At 36.9% G+C, this 20644-nt stretch carries 19 protein-coding genes; 13 read left to right on the forward strand and 6 right to left on the reverse strand.

Annotation, left to right across the window (positions count from 1 at the left end; translation table 11 throughout):
* Nucleotides 1–6: 6 nt before the first annotated feature.
* Together AADH04_RS13980 and AADH04_RS13985 are read left to right on the forward strand one after the other, a co-directional pair.
* Nucleotides 7–1656: a multidrug ABC transporter permease/ATP-binding protein gene (locus AADH04_RS13980; RefSeq protein WP_434777885.1), complete on the forward strand. Its 1650-nt coding sequence runs from the start codon at nt 7–9 to the stop codon at nt 1654–1656.
* Nucleotides 1657–1835: 179 nt separating this feature from the next.
* Nucleotides 1836–3905 (forward strand): TonB-dependent siderophore receptor, encoded by a 2070-nt coding sequence (locus tag AADH04_RS13985; protein ID WP_434777886.1) that lies wholly within the window; start codon nt 1836–1838, stop codon nt 3903–3905.
* 86 nt (nt 3906–3991) lie between these two features.
* On the opposite strand, the gene AADH04_RS13990 is transcribed toward AADH04_RS13985, so the two are convergent.
* On the reverse strand, nt 3992–5056 hold the full coding sequence (locus AADH04_RS13990; protein ID WP_434777887.1) for an FUSC family protein: 1065 nt from the start codon (nt 5054–5056) through the stop codon (nt 3992–3994).
* A gap of 161 nt (nt 5057–5217) precedes the next feature.
* Here AADH04_RS13990 and AADH04_RS13995 point away from each other — a divergent pair, with 161 nt between their 5' ends.
* Complete coding sequence (locus AADH04_RS13995; protein ID WP_434777888.1) at nt 5218–6330, forward strand: vWA domain-containing protein; 1113 nt, start codon at nt 5218–5220, stop codon at nt 6328–6330.
* A gap of 303 nt (nt 6331–6633) precedes the next feature.
* Nucleotides 6634–6852 (forward strand): hypothetical protein, encoded by a 219-nt coding sequence (locus tag AADH04_RS14000; RefSeq protein WP_434777889.1) that lies wholly within the window; start codon nt 6634–6636, stop codon nt 6850–6852.
* 53 nt (nt 6853–6905) lie between these two features.
* Here AADH04_RS14000 and pheA read toward each other — a convergent pair whose 3' ends face one another.
* From pheA to recO, 5 genes are all read right to left on the reverse strand, one after another.
* Complete coding sequence (pheA, locus tag AADH04_RS14005; protein WP_434777890.1) at nt 6906–7979, reverse strand: prephenate dehydratase; 1074 nt, start codon at nt 7977–7979, stop codon at nt 6906–6908.
* 75 nt (nt 7980–8054) lie between these two features.
* A complete protein-coding gene (locus AADH04_RS14010; RefSeq protein WP_434777891.1) occupies nt 8055–8516 on the reverse strand; it encodes a hypothetical protein in 462 nt (153 codons plus the stop codon).
* Nucleotides 8504–9289, reverse strand: coding sequence for an NUDIX domain-containing protein (locus AADH04_RS14015; RefSeq protein WP_434777892.1), 786 nt, complete (start codon nt 9287–9289; stop codon nt 8504–8506). Before AADH04_RS14015 ends, AADH04_RS14010 begins: the two co-directional genes overlap by 13 nt.
* Complete coding sequence (gene pdxJ / locus AADH04_RS14020) at nt 9289–10026, reverse strand: pyridoxine 5'-phosphate synthase (RefSeq protein WP_434777893.1); 738 nt, start codon at nt 10024–10026, stop codon at nt 9289–9291. The genes AADH04_RS14015 and pdxJ overlap by 1 nt, the downstream gene beginning before the upstream one ends.
* A gap of 13 nt (nt 10027–10039) precedes the next feature.
* The gene (gene recO, locus AADH04_RS14025) at nt 10040–10777 is read right to left on the reverse strand and encodes a DNA repair protein RecO (RefSeq protein ID WP_434777894.1); all 738 of its coding nucleotides are present in this window, start codon (nt 10775–10777) and stop codon (nt 10040–10042) included.
* Between the two features lie 580 nt (nt 10778–11357).
* Here recO and AADH04_RS14030 point away from each other — a divergent pair.
* The 9 genes from AADH04_RS14030 to AADH04_RS14070 all read left to right on the forward strand — a co-directional run bounded on the left by AADH04_RS14030 (nt 11358) and on the right by AADH04_RS14070 (nt 20641).
* On the forward strand, nt 11358–12575 hold the full coding sequence (locus tag AADH04_RS14030; protein WP_434777895.1) for a quaternary amine ABC transporter ATP-binding protein: 1218 nt from the start codon (nt 11358–11360) through the stop codon (nt 12573–12575).
* Between the two features lie 12 nt (nt 12576–12587).
* Nucleotides 12588–13457 carry an ABC transporter permease gene (locus AADH04_RS14035; RefSeq protein ID WP_434777896.1) on the forward strand — a complete coding sequence of 290 codons (870 nt, stop codon included), beginning with the start codon at nt 12588–12590 and terminating at the stop codon, nt 13455–13457.
* 25 nt (nt 13458–13482) lie between these two features.
* Nucleotides 13483–14364, forward strand: coding sequence for a glycine betaine ABC transporter substrate-binding protein (locus tag AADH04_RS14040; RefSeq protein ID WP_434777897.1), 882 nt, complete (start codon nt 13483–13485; stop codon nt 14362–14364).
* 304 nt (nt 14365–14668) lie between these two features.
* The gene (pduB, locus tag AADH04_RS14045; RefSeq protein WP_434777898.1) at nt 14669–15469 is read left to right on the forward strand and encodes a propanediol utilization microcompartment protein PduB; all 801 of its coding nucleotides are present in this window, start codon (nt 14669–14671) and stop codon (nt 15467–15469) included.
* A gap of 22 nt (nt 15470–15491) precedes the next feature.
* Nucleotides 15492–17156, forward strand: a complete 1665-nt coding sequence (locus AADH04_RS14050) for a propanediol/glycerol family dehydratase large subunit (RefSeq protein WP_434777899.1) — start codon at nt 15492–15494, stop codon at nt 17154–17156.
* 21 nt (nt 17157–17177) lie between these two features.
* Complete coding sequence (locus AADH04_RS14055) at nt 17178–17843, forward strand: propanediol/glycerol family dehydratase medium subunit (protein ID WP_434777900.1); 666 nt, start codon at nt 17178–17180, stop codon at nt 17841–17843.
* An 18-nt stretch (nt 17844–17861) separates the two neighbouring features.
* Nucleotides 17862–18380 carry a diol dehydratase small subunit gene (locus AADH04_RS14060; protein ID WP_434777901.1) on the forward strand — a complete coding sequence of 173 codons (519 nt, stop codon included), beginning with the start codon at nt 17862–17864 and terminating at the stop codon, nt 18378–18380.
* A 78-nt stretch (nt 18381–18458) separates the two neighbouring features.
* A complete protein-coding gene (locus tag AADH04_RS14065; RefSeq protein ID WP_434777902.1) occupies nt 18459–20285 on the forward strand; it encodes a diol dehydratase reactivase subunit alpha in 1827 nt (608 codons plus the stop codon).
* The gene (locus AADH04_RS14070; RefSeq protein WP_434777903.1) at nt 20282–20641 is read left to right on the forward strand and encodes a glycerol dehydratase reactivase beta/small subunit family protein; all 360 of its coding nucleotides are present in this window, start codon (nt 20282–20284) and stop codon (nt 20639–20641) included. The genes AADH04_RS14065 and AADH04_RS14070 overlap by 4 nt, the downstream gene beginning before the upstream one ends.
* Nucleotides 20642–20644: the final 3 nt, after the last annotated feature.

Below are 20644 nucleotides of genomic sequence, written 5' to 3' on the forward strand. Positions count from 1 at the left end.
TTCTTCATGAGTTTACTTTACACCGTTTTAAAAACACATAAATTGGCATTGATTCAGATGTTGATTCTGACCATGATCTCAAGCTTATTTGGGACAGGTATTTTGATGTTCATTAACAGCAAACTACTCAATGTACAAAGTCAGTTTAATCATATTTTGTGGCAATTTGTGTTGATGTTGGTTGTTTATTTATTGGTGGCTACTTTGGCTCAAATTACTTTAACCAATTTAGGTCATACTTTTGTTTATGAATTAAGAAAACAATTTATTAAGCGGATTATGGATACAGATTTTGAACATATCCAACGATTGGGTAAGGCTAAAATTATGGCCAGTATCACCAATGATATTCTCAGTATTACACATGCTTTTGTCCGTTTGCCTGAATTGCTACAAGGCGGTGTATTTGTGTTATGTGCCAGTATTTATTTATTTTTATTGTCTCCTAGTTTGTTTGCTGTAACAGGTGTTTGGATTGTGGCCACTTTAATTGGGGGGCACTGGACTGTAAAAAAAGTGTATGCACACCTTAATATTATGCGTGGTAAGCACAATCAGTTACAGCAACATTATGAATCTGTATTGGATGGACATAAAGAACTGGTGTTAAATCGATATCGTGCTCAACATTTTTATGATGTTACTTTTGATCAAGATGCTAAAATCCATAAACATCATATTGCTCGAGCTGATCATTATCATGCATTTGCTGGTAATTGGACCAATGTAATGATGTTGGGTGCTGTTGGGTTTATTTTGTATTTGTCTATTTATCATGGCTGGGCTTCAATACCAGATGCTATTACTATTGCTTTAGCTGTTTTGTTTATTCGAACACCACTCATTTCAGCTATAGGTGCTTTTCCTACCTTCTTACAAGGTAAAATTTCTCTTAAGGCTATAGAACAGTTACAACTATCTATATTTGAGCCTGATTTTAATCATCAAAATACATTATTTGATCAATGGCAATCTATTGAATTTAAAGGTGTTTGTTATCGATACGGTAAGAATAAAGAAACAGGTTCAGCGTTTAGTGTTGGGCCTATAGACTTTACTTTAAATCGAGGTGAAACCATATTTTTAATCGGTGCCAATGGTAGTGGTAAATCGACTTTATCTATGTTGTTAACTGGTTTGTATCAACCATTAACAGGCAGTATTTTGGTTGATCAGCAAACAGTCAATCAGGATAATATTTTTGCCTACCGAAGTTTGTTTAGCTCAGTGTTTACTGACTTTCATTTATTTAATCAGTTACTCGATGGGTTAGGGCAAGATGTTTCTGAAGAACTAATTGAACAATGGTTGAACTCATTACAATTGACTCAAAAAGTTCAAATTAAAAATCAGGTTATTTTGAATCCAAATTTATCACAAGGGCAACGCAAACGGTTGGCCTTGCTTTCTGCTGCGCTTGAGCAAAAGAGTATTTTGGTTTTAGATGAGTGGGCAGCCGATCAAGACCCTTATTTTAGGCAAATTTTTTATGAGCAATTATTGCCTATTTTAAGAAATCAAGGTCACACTGTTTTTGCTATCAGCCATGACGATAAATATTTCAAACATGCAGATCGTATTGTGAAAATGGATCAAGGCAAATTTTATTCTGTTTCAGAAAAAAGCATCAAACACTCATTTGAAAATGGATCATAACCTATTCATATTTATTCAATAAAATTTATCATATTAATTAAATAATAATGCTTATCATTATCTTTGGTGATGTATAATCGCGATATTTCGAATATTCTGATTATTCATATTTATTTAAATGCTAAAAAATTAAATGATTTAATCATTGAAAAGTGGGTTTTGTCAGGAAAGGTATATAAATGTCGTTTTGTCAGTCAACAAGAAAATGTAGTGCTCGTTATACATTATTGGTCGCTGCGTTGATTCCAGTGTTCAGTTATGCACAGGTAAATGCTTCTGAGGAAGCCGTGCCAAAAGCAGATATAGAAGATGTGCATGTGATTGGTTCAATGGGGAAATTTAATGGTATTCAATATTTTTTGCCACAATCAACAACCGTTATTCGCGAAAATGATATTAAAGACACGCAAGCCAAAAAAGTAGATGAAGCACTACAGTATCAATCAGGTATTCAGGCTGAGCCATATGGTACAGACAATAAAACTGAGTGGTTTAAAATCAGAGGCTTTGATGCATCTGTTTCCCTTGATGGCACAACAACCGCACCTAATGGTTTTTTTGTTTGGACGCCTGAAGTTTATGGGCTTGAAAGCATAGAAGTGGTCAAAGGAGCCGATTCCTTATTATATGGTGCATCAGAAACAGGTGGACGTGTTAATTTGGTGAGCAAGCGTCCTAAATCTTCGCCTGCAGGTGAAATTAATTTGAGTTTTGGTAATAAAGATCAGCTGGGTCTAAGCGGTGATTATAGTGGATTGTTAACAGATGACGGGCGCGTACGTTATCGTTTAGTTGGACAAGTCAGACAAGAAAATGGTGCTCAAGATTACACCAAAATGAAGCATTATTATTTCGCACCAAGTTTAAGTTGGGATATAAGTGATCAAACCAGTTTAACTTTGCTAACCAGTTTCCAGAAAGAAGATGGTATACCCACCAATGGTTTTTTACCTGGTTATGGTTCTTTAATTTCTACACCATACGGAAAAATTGGCCGTTCTACTTACTTTGGTGAGCCAGATGCAGATAATTTAACCCGTACACAATACTCTTTAGGTTATGAGTTCAAGCACAGTTTTGGTAATGGGTGGTTAATTTCACAGAACTACCGTTTTAACCATTTAGACATGAATTTGTTAGGGGTTTTTGCTTATTCTGCTGATAACGATCGAACCGCTTATCGTGGTTACAGTTATAGTGATGGTACATCAAAAACACATAGTATTGACAATCGCATCAGTAAAAAATGGGAAAATAGCTGGCTAGAAAATACATTATTAGTTGGGGTTGATTATTTAAAAGCCAAAACCAACGGTCAAAATAATGGGTTTGGTATGGTCGGTGGTATTGATTTGTTTGATCCTGTGTATGGTACTAGCGTTGATGTTGTGGCAACTCCTTATAAAATAGATCAGTCACAGCTGGGCTTTTATGCACAAAATAGTATGAAAATCAATAAAAACTGGGTTGTTAATATGGGGATACGCCATGATAAAGCCAAAAATACTGGTTATATGAGTGGCACTCAAACAGATTATAACATCAGTAAAAACTCATTTTCTGGTGGGCTCATGTATACAGCTTCCAATGGTTTGGCGCCTTATATTCGTTATGCACAATCATTTAATCCCATTGCAGGTTCAGATGGCTATGGTCGATCATACAAACCTTATGAAGGTGAGCAGTATGAAGGAGGTTTAAAATATGCCCCTCAGTGGATGGTAGGTAAATTTTCAATTGCCTATTTTGATTTAAAGGAAAAAAACGCATTGATTTCTGACTCATCCAATATTTCTGTTCAAGCAGGTAAAAGACAAAATAAAGGGGTTGAGTTACAGGCAGATATTCGGGTGACAGATTCTTGGTCAGTTTTGGCAAATTATACCCATTATCATTCTCGTCAGGATTTATCATCGGATAAAACCATTCAGACACCTTTGACACCAAAGAATATGGCTTCAGCTCAGGTGAAATATGAATTTATTGATGGTGCCTTAGAAGGATTAAGTTTAAGCACGGGCTTAAGATATGTGGGTTCCACAACGGATGAGCAGTATTATTCTGGGTATAAAGTGTCTTCATATACCTTATGGGATGTTATGGCACAATATAAGATCAATCAAAATTGGCAGTTACAGTTAAATGTTCGTAATATTACTGATAAAGATTATTTGTCAGGCTGTAGTTTCTACTGTTATTACGGTGCACCACGTACCATTACAGGCAGATTAACGTACACTTGGAATTAAGAAGGGGTTATTACAACCTATTTTTTATCAAGCCACATGGTTAACATGTGGCTTTGTTTTTTTAGGGGTGGTAAAAATAAAAAACACTAACGAAGTTTTTTAAGTTGTATATTGGTTTTTCTTATTTGTCGTTTAAACCCATTTTTTAATTTTTGATGATATAAAAACCAGCCTCCTATGGCACCAATTATGCTCCCCAAAGTAATATCCAAAATGCGGGTATAAACTGAAAGGTCAGGTGAGCTTCTGATACTGTGTCCAGCTTCAGCCAGGAAAATAGTTAAAGCGGTGATAAACACAACTGCCATAGCATAATTACGCACAACCAATAGTTCCACACAAAATTGTAAAGTGATAATCGCCAGACAAATACTTAAGGTTGATAGTTGTAAATTTAATAAAAACCATGCTAAACCAACCCCAATAAATGTGCCTACAATACGGTGTAAGCTTCTTTGCCATATGTGTTTGCTGTTTATGCCTTGCATAACTGCAGCGCAAGAAACAGGTACCCAATAGGGATTATCAAGGTTTAATAAATAAGCAATTAATAATGATGAGCCAATAAAAAAACCATCAATAGCAGCTTCAAATATTAAAAAATAATTGTCATTTTTATTAATAATAACATTGGTTCTAGATGGTTGATTTCTTAAGGTCACAATGGAATAAATAAAGGCTAATAGACAAGTTGAAATAGTTCCCATAGTGATTAAGCCAATTTTTTTGGGAATATCATACAAATCAAAAGGCATACAAATGGCAATGGCTGTAATCAAAATGAAGAAAAATGAACCTGGTGGTTTGAGTTTGAAATATTTGGTCAGGTAAGACAAAATAAATATATAAAAACCAAGTGCAAATGGCGCTAGGATAGCGTTAAAGCTAAAAATGATGCCAAATAAAAAAGAAACAATGAAAACGAATGAACAAATAATCAGCAGTAATATTCGATTGATTAAAGATGTGTTGGGTAAATATAAAATCAATAACCCAGACATAGACGCTAAAATACCGTCTTCTACCTTGTCTAAAAAATAACCAGTCATTAAGGGCATGCCAATACAAAGTGCCGCTAATATGGGAACGTGCCAACTTCGTTCGGTTTGTCTAAATTGAATAAAACTTTTTAAATCATCTTTTGAAATCATTTGGGCATTAAATTTCTATATTTTTGTACAAAAGGTACATATTATTTCATAAGTTATCAATTATATAAAAAAGGTATTGTGAACAACGACTATGTGGGTGATAGTAAAGGCCAATTATAGATTTTAGAAATAATGATTGTCATCAAAATAGGAGTTTTTACATGATTAAAAAAATATTCGTGTTGTTTTCGTTAGCTGTGTTATCAAGTAGTTTACTGTTTGCGAAGCCTTTGGCTGTGATCCCCAAACAGGAAAAGACAATTGAAATTGTTTTTGTTATTGACACAACCGGCTCCATGGGCGGTTTAATTGAAGGCGCCAAAACGAAGGTGTGGAGTATTATTAATGATGTTATGCAAAATCAGAGGAGTGCAGCTAAAGTTAAAGTTGGTTTGGTTGCCTATAGAGATAGAGGTGATGAGTATGTGACTCAAGTTACGCCATTAAGCGAGAATTTGGATCAAATTTATACAACATTAATGGGCTTTAAAGCTCAAGGTGGTGGTGATACGCCTGAAGATGTGCGTATGGCGTTACGTGATGCCTTAGCTCAAGGTGGTTGGTCTAAGCCAGAAAAAAATATTTCTCAAATTATCTTTTTAGTTGGCGATGCACCTTCTCACCGTGATTATAAAGACGTGCCAGATGTCATCACGACCACCAAAGCCGCAAAAGCCAAGGGCATTATTGTGAATACTATTCAATGTGGCTCTATAAAAGGTACAGCTGATGAGTGGAGAACAATTGCTCAGTATGGTGGGGGGGAGTACTTTGCCATTGCTCAAACTGGGGGTGTTGTGACGATTAATACGCCATATGATCAAGAATTGGTACGCTTAAATACGCAATTAGGAAAAATGTATGTACCTGTAGGTAATGCTGCTAAACGGCAAACTGCTCTTTCTGGCTTTGTGGCTCAAGAGTCTAAAATTAAGGCCGCTCCTGCTGAAGCTCAGGCTGCTCGTGCGGTTAATAAGAGTATGAATGCTTATGCTTATTCTAGTGATGATTTAATTCAAGGGGTGGAAAATAAAACAATAGATTTGAAAAAATTAAAGAACGAAGAATTGCCAACCAATATGCAAAGTATGACTGATGCGCAAAAAGAAGCATATGTGCAAGAGTTGATTGCTGAACGTACCACTTTGAAAAACAAAATTAAGGATTTAGCAAAACAGCGTGATGAGTATATCGTCAAACAAAAAAGAGAATCAGGTTCTCAAGATAGTTTTGATTCTGCCGTATCACGTGCATTATTAAAACAAGTTAAATAGTTTCATTTATTCTTTTCTTCCATTTTATTAGGGCATTGATGTGATCATCTTGCCCTAATTTTATGTGGATTAAAAACAATGCTATAGATTTTTTGTTTTGGTTTTTTATATTATTTTTGTTTTGTTAATCAAATATTTTGAAATGTAGATTTGTGGCGGTTTAATAGCATTTTTAATTAATAAAAATGATAAGTTATGTAAAAAACCATTTTGTTTTTTGCTTTTTTTGATAATTTATATTTATAATTAATGGGTAAATTTTCAATTTATTATTAATTTATATTTTTAAATGTCGGGGACAAAATGAAAACACAAAATAGTAAAAAACATAAAGATGGAAAGAAAAAAAATACGGTTACCATTATTTTTTCTGGTGACAATAGTGTTTATTCAAAAAAAGATTTGAAAAAAAGAAAAAAGATATTTTGTGCAGTAGTTAATAAGCTTGCTTATTTAGATACATCTATTCTGAAAAGAATTAATGAAAATTTAACTGTTGGATTTGAAACACCTAAAAAATAAATAGATGGGCAAAATACATTTATTTATTTTGCCCGTTTATTATTCTTTTTTGCTTACAATACAGCAATAGGGTAAGAACCAATTATTTTGATAAAGCTGACATCACTTTCCAGTTCAGTTAAGGACTGGGCAACATTCTCTTGCTTTTGATGTCCTTCAATGTCAATAAAAAACACATATTCCCATAAGCCTGTACGAGAAGGACGGCTTTCAAATTTAGTCATGGAAACGCCATGTTCAGCAAAAACTTTTAGTAGTTCATAGATGCTGCCAGCTCGATGCGCAACGGATACAATTAAAGAAGTTTTGTCATGTCCGCTAATATCGGTTAGTTGATGCCCTAATACCAAAAATCGAGTTGTATTATTAGGCTCATCTTCAATATTAGAAGCTATTTTTATTAAGTGGTAGCGCTCTGCTGCTGCTTGAGAAGCAATAGCCGCAATATGGTTATGTTCACTGGCTATTTTTGCCGCCTCAGCATTACTTGAAACAGGCACACGTTTGACTGATGCAGGTAAGTTACGATTAAGCCATTCGTGGCATTGTCCCAAAGCTTGAGGGTGAGCGCATATCTCCTTGATACAGCTCATGTCTCCATCTTTGTTTAATAGGTGATGGTGAATACGTAACATCACTTCCCCACAGGCTTTTAAAGGAGAAGCAACCAGTAAGTCTAAAGTTCTACCGACTGCGCCTTCTGTTGAGTTTTCAATAGGAGCAACGACATAGTCTGCTTGACGGGCTTCAACTAAGCGAAATGCATCGTCAATTGAATGACATGCTTGTGTTTTTGCTGCGTGCCCAAAGTGTTTCGTTGTGGCCAGTTGACTAAATGTACCCTCTGGACCAAGGTAGGCAATGGTTAAAGGGCGCTCAACAGCCAAACATTCACTCATGATTTCCCTGAATAGACGAGCAACTGCTTCGTTGGGTAATAGTCCAGAATTAAGGGATTGAATACGTTTTAAAACTTGAGCTTCTCTTTCTGGTCGATAAACAACGCCACTTCCTTTTAAGGCACCGATTGCATGAGCATGTTCAGCCCTTTTGTTTAATAAGGTTAAAATTTCCTGATCAATATTGTCTATTGCCTGACGATGGGGTTGTAGTTGGTCATCTGACACGATAAATATCCTTTTTAATATCCAGATTATTATTTTAACTTAAACTGAATAGATATAAACATACATTGATTAAATTTAGTGTTGTCCTTTAAATTCAATTAAGTATGCTTGATTATCTACTTTTACTGTGGCGATATAATCCATTCTATGGTCTGTACAAACAGGCAGTCGAACATTTTGTGCTTCTTTTTGTTCCGTATTATTGTGGCTATTGATTAGTTTATAACGGTTAAACCCCATATCCATATTTTTCATTTCAAACTGAACACTGACATTACGTTCACTAGCTTTAGAGCTTTTATATAAAATGGAAAAGGGGGTTTTGCTATTAAGCGTGCCAATAAATTGAATTTCGTCACCATTGGGTAGTTCACAGCCGGCTTTGATATTGCATGATGGTATTTTGACCACCAGATTTTGATCAGGTGTGTGCCGATCATTGAAAAACCATACAACCAAAAAAACGACTTTTATACTGGCTGCAACCAGCAAAATAGAAGCAATAGTGATTTTTTGTTGTCGAGTCAGCTTGTCCATTGATTGCCTTCTACGATACTGCATGCATATTGGTTTAAAATTTGTTTTGTGTGTATTGGCTCGGTTGGGTTCACAATAAGAGCAGTTGGCATATTGTTTTTTAATGCTTCAAACATAGTATGTAGCTCTTGTATATTGGTGATGCTTAAAACAGCCGCATCGAGCTTAAGTTGAGCACATTTTTCCCATTCTTGAGGGGTGTTGATTTGAGCAACAACCCATTGATGAGATTTGGGTTTTGTTTTGAGTTTGTGGAGTTCTTCTGGATTTAATAATAGACCAGAATCAGCAGTGGCATGATTGCTTGGTTTGAGTATCAGTTGATGAGAAAAAAGGCTGCCTTGTAATTGTGTTGTTGGGTGCCCAAAAAAACAACGGGGTATGCTCAGTGCTTTTAAAATAGGTTCGTTTGCTTCTAGCATTGGGCCAACCGTTAAGTTAAGTGGATTTTGCCAGCTGATTTGTTGCTGCTCTTTCATTTGTGGTACCCCTTGCCAGCGGGTGACCCAAAAAAAGTGCAGGTAAACATAATGATGCTCATATTCATGTTTTTTGGTAAGCCACGGCAAAGCCTCGATGACTTCAATATTTAATTCTTCCAAAAGCTCTCGTTTTAAGGCTTCAAATTCTGTTTCTTTTGCTTCAACTTTACCACCAGCGAATTCCCAAAAACCTGCGTGCGATTTACCTTCTGGGCGGCTACTTAATAAAATAAGCCCTTCCTCGTTAAAGATAATACCCGCAACCACATGTAAAATATTCTTCTGAGTCATTATTGATGTCCAATAGATAATCGAGCCATTTGCATGACCTTTTTCATTTGTTTGATTGCTTCAGGTAAACCTAAAAATATGGCTTGGCTAATCAATGCGTGTCCAATATTTAATTCTTTAATTTCTTTGATTTGGGCAATGGGCGTGACATTATGGATGTTTAGCCCATGTCCTGCATTGACAACTAACCCCAGAGATTGAGCAAAGGAACTTGCTTGTTTTATGCGATGTAATTCCTGTTCTTTTTCTATGCACCCTTGAGCATCTGCATAGGCTCCTGTGTGTAATTCAATGACAGGGGCGCCTATATCTTTTGCCGCTTGGATTTGCGCTAAGTCAGCATCAATAAATAAAGAGGCTCGTATGTTTGCGTTTGAAAGTTCTTGAATAAAGTGTGCAATTTGTGTTTGTTTGCTTAAAACATCCAATCCACCTTCAGTGGTGACTTCTTCTCGCTTTTCTGGAACCAAGCAGACATCTTCTGGTTGTACTTGCAAGGCATTTTCCAGCATTTCATTTGTCAGAGCCATTTCTAAATTCATACGGGTTTGTAATGCTTGTTTAATTAAAAAAACATCTGCATCTTTTATGTGACGCCTATCTTCTCTCAGATGCAGTGTGATTAAATCAGCTCCGTAAGTTTCTGCCATTAATGCTCCTTCAAGAGGGCTGGGGTAAGTGGTTCCCCTTGCATTACGTAAAGTGGCGATATGATCTATATTTACACCTAACAGCATATGGGTTTCTCTTTCAAGTAAACTGGTTTAATTGGGTAATTAATTTTCGGCTACTGAGGTTTTCTGGTAACCTAAAATTCAAAAACAAGCGGTTTAATGTCAAAATATCGGTTTTACTTTGTGTTTGGCTCAGTGTTTGGTTGTGTAAATCAATTAAGCTTTGCCCTTGAATTACGACAGTATTTTCCAGCTTTTCTAAACTATCATGATAAAGTTGAGGCGGCTGTTCTGGGTGCATTAGGTATTGTTTATCTGCTTCAATAGGTTGGTTATTGTTGTCGTGTGAGATATCTGGTGCAAAACCAAGTAAATCAAGTAGTGACCATTCAAATAAACGCAAATTTAAAGTAGGTGACTGATTGGTGCATAAGGCATGTGCTATTTTTTCAAAAGCCTGAAATAAAGCAGCAGATGCATCATCTCTTACGGTTAATTTAAGCATGAGTTCATTCACATATAAACCAGATAATAGTGCTTGCCCATTAGGTTGAGGCCAACCTTGTAAACGGGTTACTGTATGTAAAGTCCGCAGTTCATTATTGCCGAACCAAGAAATTTCTAATGGTGTAAAAGGCATTAATGTACCCCGAAGCATTGATTGAGGTTTTCGGGCACTGCGTGCCAATAAAGGCACTCGTCCATAATCTTTGCTGTATATCTCTAGCCATAAACTGCTTTCTTTCCAAGGATAGCTGGTCAAAAGATAACAAGGTTGTTGGTCTACTCGGTTATTTGGCTGGACTTTACGCATAAAATAAATTGATTTTACTCAAAGAGGTATTATAACGTACAACTTGGGTGAGAAGTAGTGAACACTTTAATACGATAACTATTTAATATCGATCATCATTTATTTGACCAAAAAAATTATTTTTCATTAGGAAAACTATTTAGATTTTTAATTAAATTGATTGAATTATTGTATAAAGGTTTGCATTCAGTAAAAAAATATGTTTAAATAAAAAATCAATAAATTTTTGTTGCTTTTTAATTAAATCTTTTAGATTAATTGTTACGTAAAACCGATAAAATTAATTATCTTCAGTCTCAAAATATATTAATCATAAATATACTGTGGTTTTTATAGATTAAGATTTTGTTTTTATAAAATCTATTTTAGATTTTTATCAAATTTATATATGGCTTAAAGCAGCTTTTGGAAATTAATATAGGTTTTTCCATATTAATAGCATATTTCCATCAAAATATTATTTTTGTAGGGGCGATCCTGTACCTCGGTTCAGGTGGGGCTTTGTTTTTTCAAAAATATCAGGAGCGTTATGGATAGAAAACATTTTATTTATTTCATATAAAAAGGAGTAGAAAAATTAATGAGTAAAATCAATATCGAAAAATTATTCCTCATTTTTGGCGCCAATAAAAAGCAGGCGATGAAAATGTTAAAACAAGGAAAAAGCAAAAAAGAAATTCATACTAAAACGAAGTGTACTGTAGCCGTTAATGATGTCAATTTATCGATTAAAGAAGGCGAAATTTTTGTCATTATGGGGTTATCTGGAAGTGGTAAGTCTTCATTGTTACGTTGTTTAAATATGTTGAATATACCAACATCAGGTTCTATTCGTATTGATGGTGATGATATTACTCAAATGAATAAAGAAGCCTTGTTGAATTTGCGTCGACATAAGATCAGCATGGTTTTTCAAAATTTTGGCTTATTGCCGCATCGAACCATTTTAGAAAACGTTGCTTTTGGATTAGAAATACAAGGAGCTTCTCTTGCGGATAGACACAAAAAGGCAGAAGAAATTATTCAAATAGTTGGTTTAAAGGGATATGAGCATACCTATCCAAATCAATTAAGTGGTGGTATGCAGCAAAGAGTTGGTATAGCCAGAGCCATTGCCAATGATTCACAGATTTTGTTAATGGACGAAGCATTTAGTGCATTAGATCCTTTGATTCGTACACAAATGCAGGACGACTTATTGCAAATTCAGCAAAAATTAAAAAAGACGATTATTTTTATTACACATGATTTAGATGAAGCGCTTAAATTGGGCAATACAATTGCCATTATGAAAGATGGTGTGGTTGTTCAGCAAGGTACATCAGAAGATATTCTTTTAAATCCAGCAGATGATTATGTCAAAGCGTTTACCGAAAGTGTTGATTTAGCCAAAATCATTACAGCCTCTTCTATTATGGAACCATTTAAGGCCAAGGTTCAATTAGGTAAGGATGGCCCTGCAGCAACCATTCGGCAAATGGAGCGTTTTTACATGAAATTTATGCCTGTTATTGATGAAATGAACGGTTTTAAGGGGTATATACGTGAAAAAGATGTTCGAAAACAGATTGAGAAAAATCAACATGAAATTCAATCTATTTTAGTTGATGTGCCTAAAGTTTTGGCCGATATGCAAATATCTGATTTATTGCCACTATTTATCAATCAAAAATACCCATTGGTTGTGGTCAATCACCATGATCATCCATTAGGGTATATCCGTTACTCTGATGTGGTTGCAATGGTGACTGGATATGATGATGAAGCGGTTCAAGCAATTATTGAAAATGCAAATTAAAAGTGAGGCACAATGAATAAATTAAATATAGGAACACATGTTGAAAAATTTGTTGAGTGGTTGTCTAAAATAGGCGAACCCGTATTTCATCAAATGACAAAATTGATTGAATTCTCCGTTGATACACTACAAAGCCTTCTATTAGCTGTTTCACCCTTTCTCATCATTGCCGTACTGACCGTTATAATGTTTCTTTTGAAATGTAGGGGAAGTAAATTATCGTTCAATAAAACACGATTAAAAGAAACATTGGGCTTACCTCTTTTTTGTTTATTGGGGCTTTTGCTTATTTATTGGATGGGGTTTTGGCAAGAGGCAATCGATACTTTAGTGTTGGTACTGGTTTCTACTGTCATTATTTTAATGATTGGTATTCCTCTAGGAATATGGTGCGCCAAGCAGAGTAAAGTAAATTTTATTGTACGACCATTACTTGATTTTATGCAAACCATGCCAGCTTTTGTGTATTTGATTCCTGCTATTTTATTTTTCTCTGTTGGTAATGTGCCCGGCGTGATTGCAACCATTATTTTCTCATTGCCTCCTGCTGTCAGAATGACTTCCCTTGGCATCAAAGAGGTTCCTCCTCAAATAGTTGAAGCATCTGTTGCCTTTGGTTGTACCAGTACACAAACCTTATTTAAGGTACAAATTCCATTAGCCATGCCCACTATTTTAGCTGGGGTCAATCAGGTCATTATGTTGGCATTATCTATGGTGGTGATTTCTTCTATGGTCGGCGCGGGAGGATTGGGTGAAAGTGTGTATACCGGTATTTTACAGGCCAATATCGCTTTAGGTTTTGAAGCTGGGCTATGCGTTGTGATTTTGGCGATTATATTGGATCGGGCCACTCAGTCTTTAGGTAAGAAAAATAAATAAAAGTATTTATAGGAGCGTTATGTTTATGAAAAAAATAATCAGTATTTTTGTTATGGTTTGTTGTGTTTTTTTAGTGGCATCTTGTTCAGACAATGGCTCAACAACTTCAAACACAACAGCAAAAGAGCAAAAGGAAGTCTCCATTTTGTATCCCAGTTGGGCAGAAGGTGTAGCAGTGACTTATTTAAGCAAAGTTGTGCTGGAAGAGAAGGGCTATAAAGTTGATTTAAAACGTTTGGAGCCAGGTTTGATTTATGCTTCTCTTTCTAAGGGAGATGCAGATGTGTATATGGATGCATGGTTACCATATACACATAAAGATTATTGGGATAAATATGGTGCACAGTTGGATGTTATTGGCACCATTTTTGAAAATGGGACAACGGGTTTGGTTGTGCCAGATTATGTGAACATTGATTCGATTGAACAGTTAAATGCCAATAAAGGACAATTTAACGGTAAAATTTATGGTATTGGTTCAGGTTCAGGTATTCATACCAATACATTAGCTGCAATAAAAACGTATCAATTAGATTTCCAACAAGTAACTTCGTCTGAAACGACAATGATCACTGCATTGAAAAAAGCCATTTCAAAAAACGAACCTATTGTGATTACTGGCTGGAAACCGCATTTTATGTGGAATGATTATAAGTTAAAAACATTGCAAGACCCTAAAAATGTTTATCCTACCGATAAAATAAAAATTGTTGCCAAGAAAGGATTTACACAAGAACAACCTGAGCTGGTTAAGTTTTTTGGTGCTTTTGTTTTAGACGAATCTTTATTGTATGAATTAATGGGTGATGTACAAGCAGATCAAAACCCAGAAATAGGCGCAAAAATATTTTATGAAAAACACAAAAGTGAAATAGATAATTGGTTAAAATCAAGTAGTCAACAGTAAACAGATACTGAATTGTATTTTGAGCGTGATAAGAACGGCTGTTTTAGCCGTTCTTTTTTTATCATATTTGTTATTTTGATTCATTAATGTTTTTGTTCTATAAAAACTATTTATATTTCCGTATATTTGAAATATTATTCTTTGCTGCCCATGAAGTTGATGAAAATCAAACTTTGTATTCCTGAAATGTGAAAAAATCTATATACGAAAATTCCGTTAAGATATTTGTTGAAAACAGGTTATTAATAGTTTGTTGAAATGTCTTTAATATCATGTGATCACATACTACATAAGGGTGGACAGCATGCAAGAAAATCTCATCAATCAAGTAATGGCAGAAGTAACCAGGCGAATTCAGGAAAGCAATAAAACATCTGATGATACGGCTAAAAATGCACCAAATGCTCAAGCTGCATTGGCTATGCCAGAATTCGTTGGCACAGCAATTGGGCACACAATTGGTTTGGTCATTCCAAATGTCGACTCTTCTTTACATTCTTTTATGAAATTGGATAAGCGTTATCGCGCTTTAGGTATTCTCGGTGCACGTACTGGTGCTGGCCCACAAATTTTAGCCGCAGACGAGGCGGTTAAGGCATGTAATGTAGATGTGTTGTCTATTGAGTTGCCAAGAGATACAGAAGGTGGTGCAGGTCATGGTTCTTTAATTATTTTTGGCTCAGATGATGTAGCCGATGCGCATCGTGCAGTTGAAGTCGCTTTAGCTGAAATAGACCGCACCATGGGAGACGTGTATGGTAATGAGGCAGGACATTTAGAGTTTCAATATACTGCTCGCGCCAGCCATGCATGCAATAAAGCATTTAATGCGCCAATTAATAAAGCATTCGGTTTGATTGTTGGTGGTCCAGCTGCAATTGGTGTGGTCATGGCCGATACAGCAATTAAAGCCGCTCAAGTTGATGTCGTTGGGTATGGTTCACCAGGCAATGGTGGCACAAGTTTTAGTAATGAGGCCATTTTAATGATTTCTGGTGATTCGGGTGCGGTGCGTCAAGCGGTGATTTCTGCTAGGGAAGTTGGGTTGAAATTATTGGGTGCGATGGGTAGTGAGCCTAAATCTACTACGACACCTTATATTTAACCTTTCCTGACAGGAGAATAATATGAAATCCAAACGTTTTGAGGTTCTTGCCAATCGCCCAGTTAATCAGGATGGTTTTGTTAAAGAGTGGCCAGAAGTTGGCTTTATTGCCATGAATGGCCCAAACGATCCTAAACCCAGTATTCGTATTGAAAATGGAAAAGTAGTTGAATTAGACGGCAAACGTCGTGAAGAGTTTGACTTTAATGATCGCTTTATTGCTGATTATGCGATTAATTTATCCCGCTCTGAAGAAGCAATGGCGATACCTTCACAAAAATTTGCTGCCATGCTTTGTGATGTCAATATTCCTCGTAAGGATTTGGTGCCGCTGACTACAGCAATGACACCAGCCAAAATTTGTGAAGTATTGGGTTTTATGAATGTGGTTGAAATGATGATGGCCATGCAAAAAATGCGCGCTCGTAAAACCCCATCTAATCAATGTCATGTCACTAATATTAAAGATAATCCAGTACAAATTGCGGCTGATGCAGCAGAAGCGGCACTTCGTGGGTTTGACGAGCAAGAAACAACAGTCGGAATTGTTCGCTATGCACCATTTAATGCATTATCTTTATTAGTGGGTTCTCAAACTGGTCGTGGTGGTATTTTGACCCAGTGTTCTGTAGAAGAAGCAACAGAATTAATGTTAGGGATGCGTGGCTTAACTGCTTATGCAGAAACGGTGTCTGTTTACGGTACAGAGCAAGTGTTTGTTGATGGTGATGATACGCCTTGGTCTAAATCATTTTTAGCATCTGCTTATGCTTCTCGTGGTTTAAAAATGCGTTTTACTTCGGGTACAGGCTCAGAAGTACAAATGGGGTATGCGGAAGGTAAATCCATGTTGTATCTGGAAGCTCGTTGTATCTTTATTACTAAAGGTGCAGGGGTGCAAGGCCTACAAAATGGTTCAATCAGTTGTATCGGGGTGCCTGGTGCAGTGCCTTCAGGCATTCGTGCAGTGTTGGCGGAAAACCTTATTACCACTATGCTGGATTTAGAGGTTGCCTCTGGTAATGACCAAACCTTCTCTCACTCTGATATGCGCCGTACAGCAAGAGCATTAATGCAAATTTTACCAGGAACAGATTTTATTTTCTCAGGTTATAGTGCCACACCAAACTACGACAATATGTTTGCTGGTTCAAACTTTGATGCAGAAGATTTTGATGATTACAACATCATTCAACGTGACTTAAAAGTCGATGGGGGTTTACGCCCAGTAGCAGAAGAAGATGTGATCAAAATTCGCAATAAAGCAGCCCGTGTATTGCAAGGCGTGTTCAAACAACTTGGTTTGCCAGAAATTACTGATGCAGAAGTTGAAGCTGCAACCTATGCCCATGGCAGTAAAGACATGCCAGAGCGTAATGTTGTAGAGGACTTAAAATCAGCAGAAGATATGTTAAAACGTGGTGTAACAGGGGTAGATGTTGTAAAAGCTTTGGTTCAAGCAGGTTTTAACGATATTGCTGATAGAGTATTTAATTTGCTCAAACAACGCGTGTCTGGCGATTACTTGCATACTTCTGCCATTATTGTTGATGGTTTCCATGTGAAAAGTGCTGTAAATGATCTGAATGATTATCAAGGCCCCGGTACTGGTTACATCATGAGTGATGAGCGCTGGGAGGAAATCAAAAATATTTCTAATGCCCGTGGTCCAGAAGACTTTGAATAAAGATCAAAAAAGGATAGAACGATGCAAGTAAATGAAAATGAATTACGCCAAATCATAGATGGTGTATTAAAAAGCTTGACTGGCCAAGATGTTCCTCTCCAAGGTTCAACTGCACAAAAAACGACATCTGCTGCAAACTGTCAAGGTAAGATGAGAGAGATGGGGGATGCTCAGGTAGGTAAACAAAGCGATGAAGTCGTTTTGGCTGTTTCTCCTGCTTTTATGATGAGCCAAACCAAAACCATTTTGGGTATTCCTCATGATCAGGTTATTCGCCAGATTGTCGCAGGTATTGAAGAGGAAGGTGTTAAAGCACGTATTGTGAAAGTGTATAAAACTTCCGATGTGTCTTTTATTGCTCATGAAGCCGCTAAATTAAGTGGTTCTGGTGTGGGCATTGGTATTCAGTCAAAAGGCACTGCGGTTATTCATCAGAAAGATTTATTTCCTTTGAGTAACTTAGAGTTATTTCCGCAAGCACCTTTAATTGATTTAGAGACTTATCGTGCCATTGGCAAAAATGCGGCTAAATATGCAAAAGGCGAGGCACCTAATCCTGTACCTGTTCGTAATGACCAAATGGCTCGTCCAAAATATCAGGCAACAGCAGCCTTATTGCATATTAAAGAAACTGAGCATGTTGATCGTCATAAAAAATCTCAGCTTGTTGAGTTTTCACAAAATTAATCAGGAGGAAGTCATACCATGAGTCAAGAAATAGATATTCAAAAAGTGATACAGGGTGTTCTTTCTGCTTTGAATAACCCAATGGCGGCAAATAATGCTGCCTCTGGCAGCACTAATGGTGGCAAATTAACTGTACAAGATTATCCGCTTGCCGAAAAAAGACCTGATCTTGTTCGTACACCAACAGGTAAAGCACTGGATGAGCTGACATTGGAAAAACTGTGCAAAGGTGAAGTAACTGGAGAAGACATGCGTATTGCTCCACAAACTTTAGAAATGCAGGCTCAAATCAGTGAGGCAGCAGGTCGTGCACCTTTGGCTCGTAATATGCGTAGAGCAGCAGAACTTATCGCTATTCCAGATGAGCGTGTTTTGGAAATTTATAATGCATTACGCCCAAATCGTTCAACTAAAGAAGAGCTTTTGGCGATTGCTGATGAGCTTGAGAATAAATACAATGCAAAAATTAATGCAGGTTTTGTTAGAGAAGCTGCAGAAGTCTATGCAACACGCGATATGCTACGTAAAAACAACTAAATGTTGGTAATACAATAGGGCATATTGCTTTGCTTGATCGGTAATATGCCTATTTGATCATAAAATTGGGTAGAACATATGAAGTTATTCGCTGGGATTGATATTGGTAATGCCACAACAGAAACTGCTATTGCGCAGTTAAACAGCGATGGCTCTATGACAATTGTTTCTGATGGGCTTGTTAAAACCACTGGCGTTAAAGGAACAAGCCAAAATATTCATGGCATTTTTGGTTCCTTAAAAAATGCCCTTGATAAAATCGGTGCATCATATGCTGATTTAGCATCTATTGCCATTAATGAAGCGGCGCCTGTTATTGGCGATGTGGCAATGGAAACCATTACTGAAACCATTATTACCGAATCAACCATGATTGGCCATAATCCAGAAACCCCTGGTGGTTTGGGTTTAGGGATTGGTCAAACCATAGCTTTTGAACAATTGGGCCAAGCTAGGCCAAATACCCCTTATATTGTCGTTGTGCCTAAAGACCATGATTTTGCTGATATTGCGCAAAGGATAAATCAAGCGTTTGAACGTTTAGTTGATATTCAAGCGGCTATTTTGCAGCAAGATGATGGAGTGTTGGTGTGTAATCGATTAAATAAGATTATCCCAATTGTTGATGAAGTTAAATTAATTGAAAAAGTACCTTTAGGCGTGCGTTGTGCTGTAGAAGTAGCCGCTCCTGGTAAAGTCGTGGAAAGTTTGTCTAATCCATATGGGGTTGCCACCGCATTTGAATTAAGCGCTGAAGAAACCAAAATGATTGTACCCATTGCCCGAGCTTTAATTGGTACACGCTCTGCTGTTGTATTAAAAACCTTGGCAGGAGATGTTAAAGAAAGAGTGATTCCCGCAGGGGAAATTACTTTCTTGGGTGGTAAACATACTCGTAGCGTCAATGTAGATGCGGGTGCTCAAAGTATTATGCAGGTACTTGAGTCGTGTAAGCCTTTATGTGATATTCGAGGGGAACCAGGTACGCATGCAGGAGGGATGCTGGAGAGGGTGCGGCAAGTGATGGCTGATTTAACCAATGCGCACCCTAAAGATATTTATATCCATGATTTACTGGCAGTAGATACATTTATCCCACAACATGTTAAAGGTGGTTTAGCTGGTGAATTTTCAATGGAAAATGCAGTCGGTATTGCTGCTATGGTACAAGCTGACAGATTACAAATGCAAAAAATTGCACAAGAGCTTTCAGAACAGTTAAATGTACCTGTTCAAGTCGGTGGGGTTGAGGCGGATATGGCCATTAAAGGTGCTTTAACCACACCAGGCACAAAAATACCTGTTGCCATTATTGATATGGGGGCAGGTTCCACCGATTCGTCTATCATGGACAGTCATAAAAATGTGCACTCTGTTCATTTAGCTGGCGCTGGCAATATGGTGACCATGATCATCAATACTGAGTTGGGGTTGGAGAACAATGTATTGGCTGAAGAAATTAAAAAATACCCTTTAGCCAAAGTAGAAAGTTTGTTTCATATACGACATGAAGATGGTACCGTACAATTTTTTAATCAACCTTTGTCACCAGAAGTATTTGCTAGAGTGGTGATTTTGCGTGAAGATGATATGGCGCCTATTCCAACCAAACATTCTTTAGAGCAAATACGGCGTGTGCGTATTGAAGCAAAACGTAAAGTTTTTGTGGTGAATACTTTACGTGCTTTACGTGAAGTAAGCCCTACAGGTGAAATAAGAGACATTGATCATGTTGTTTTGGTGGGTGGTTCTGCCTTGGATTTTGAAGTCCCACAACTGGTTACTGATGCTTTATCTCAATATGGCGTGGTTGCTGGTAGAGGTAATATACGCGGTGTTTTAGGGCCGCGTAATGCTGTGGCAACAGGACTTGTATTAAGTGCGAATAAAGAAGATCGCTTATGATGCCTGTATACAAGAAACCACAGATTGAAGTATTTATTGCACATGCTGACAATGCAGAGCAAATTAAAAAAGCGCTTGCAGAAGGTATGGAAGAAGAAGGTGTTCCTTACCATTTTTGTGCACAAAATGAACCATTAAATGCAGTTGATTTAGCCAGATTGGCTGCTCAAGAGTCACCGTTACAAGTAGGTGTTGGTGTGGACAAACAAGGCTCTATTGCGATTCATCATCAAAAATTACCTGATGATCGGCCTTTGTTTTTAGTTCATTTACCATATCCTAATACTCAAATGCGTAAGTTAGGAAACCATGCAGCAAGGCTTGTTAAAGGTTTACCTTTTGATTTAACCGAATAAGGC

Source organism: Neisseria sp. Ec49-e6-T10, from assembly GCF_051132615.1.
GTDB lineage: Bacteria > Pseudomonadota > Gammaproteobacteria > Burkholderiales > Neisseriaceae.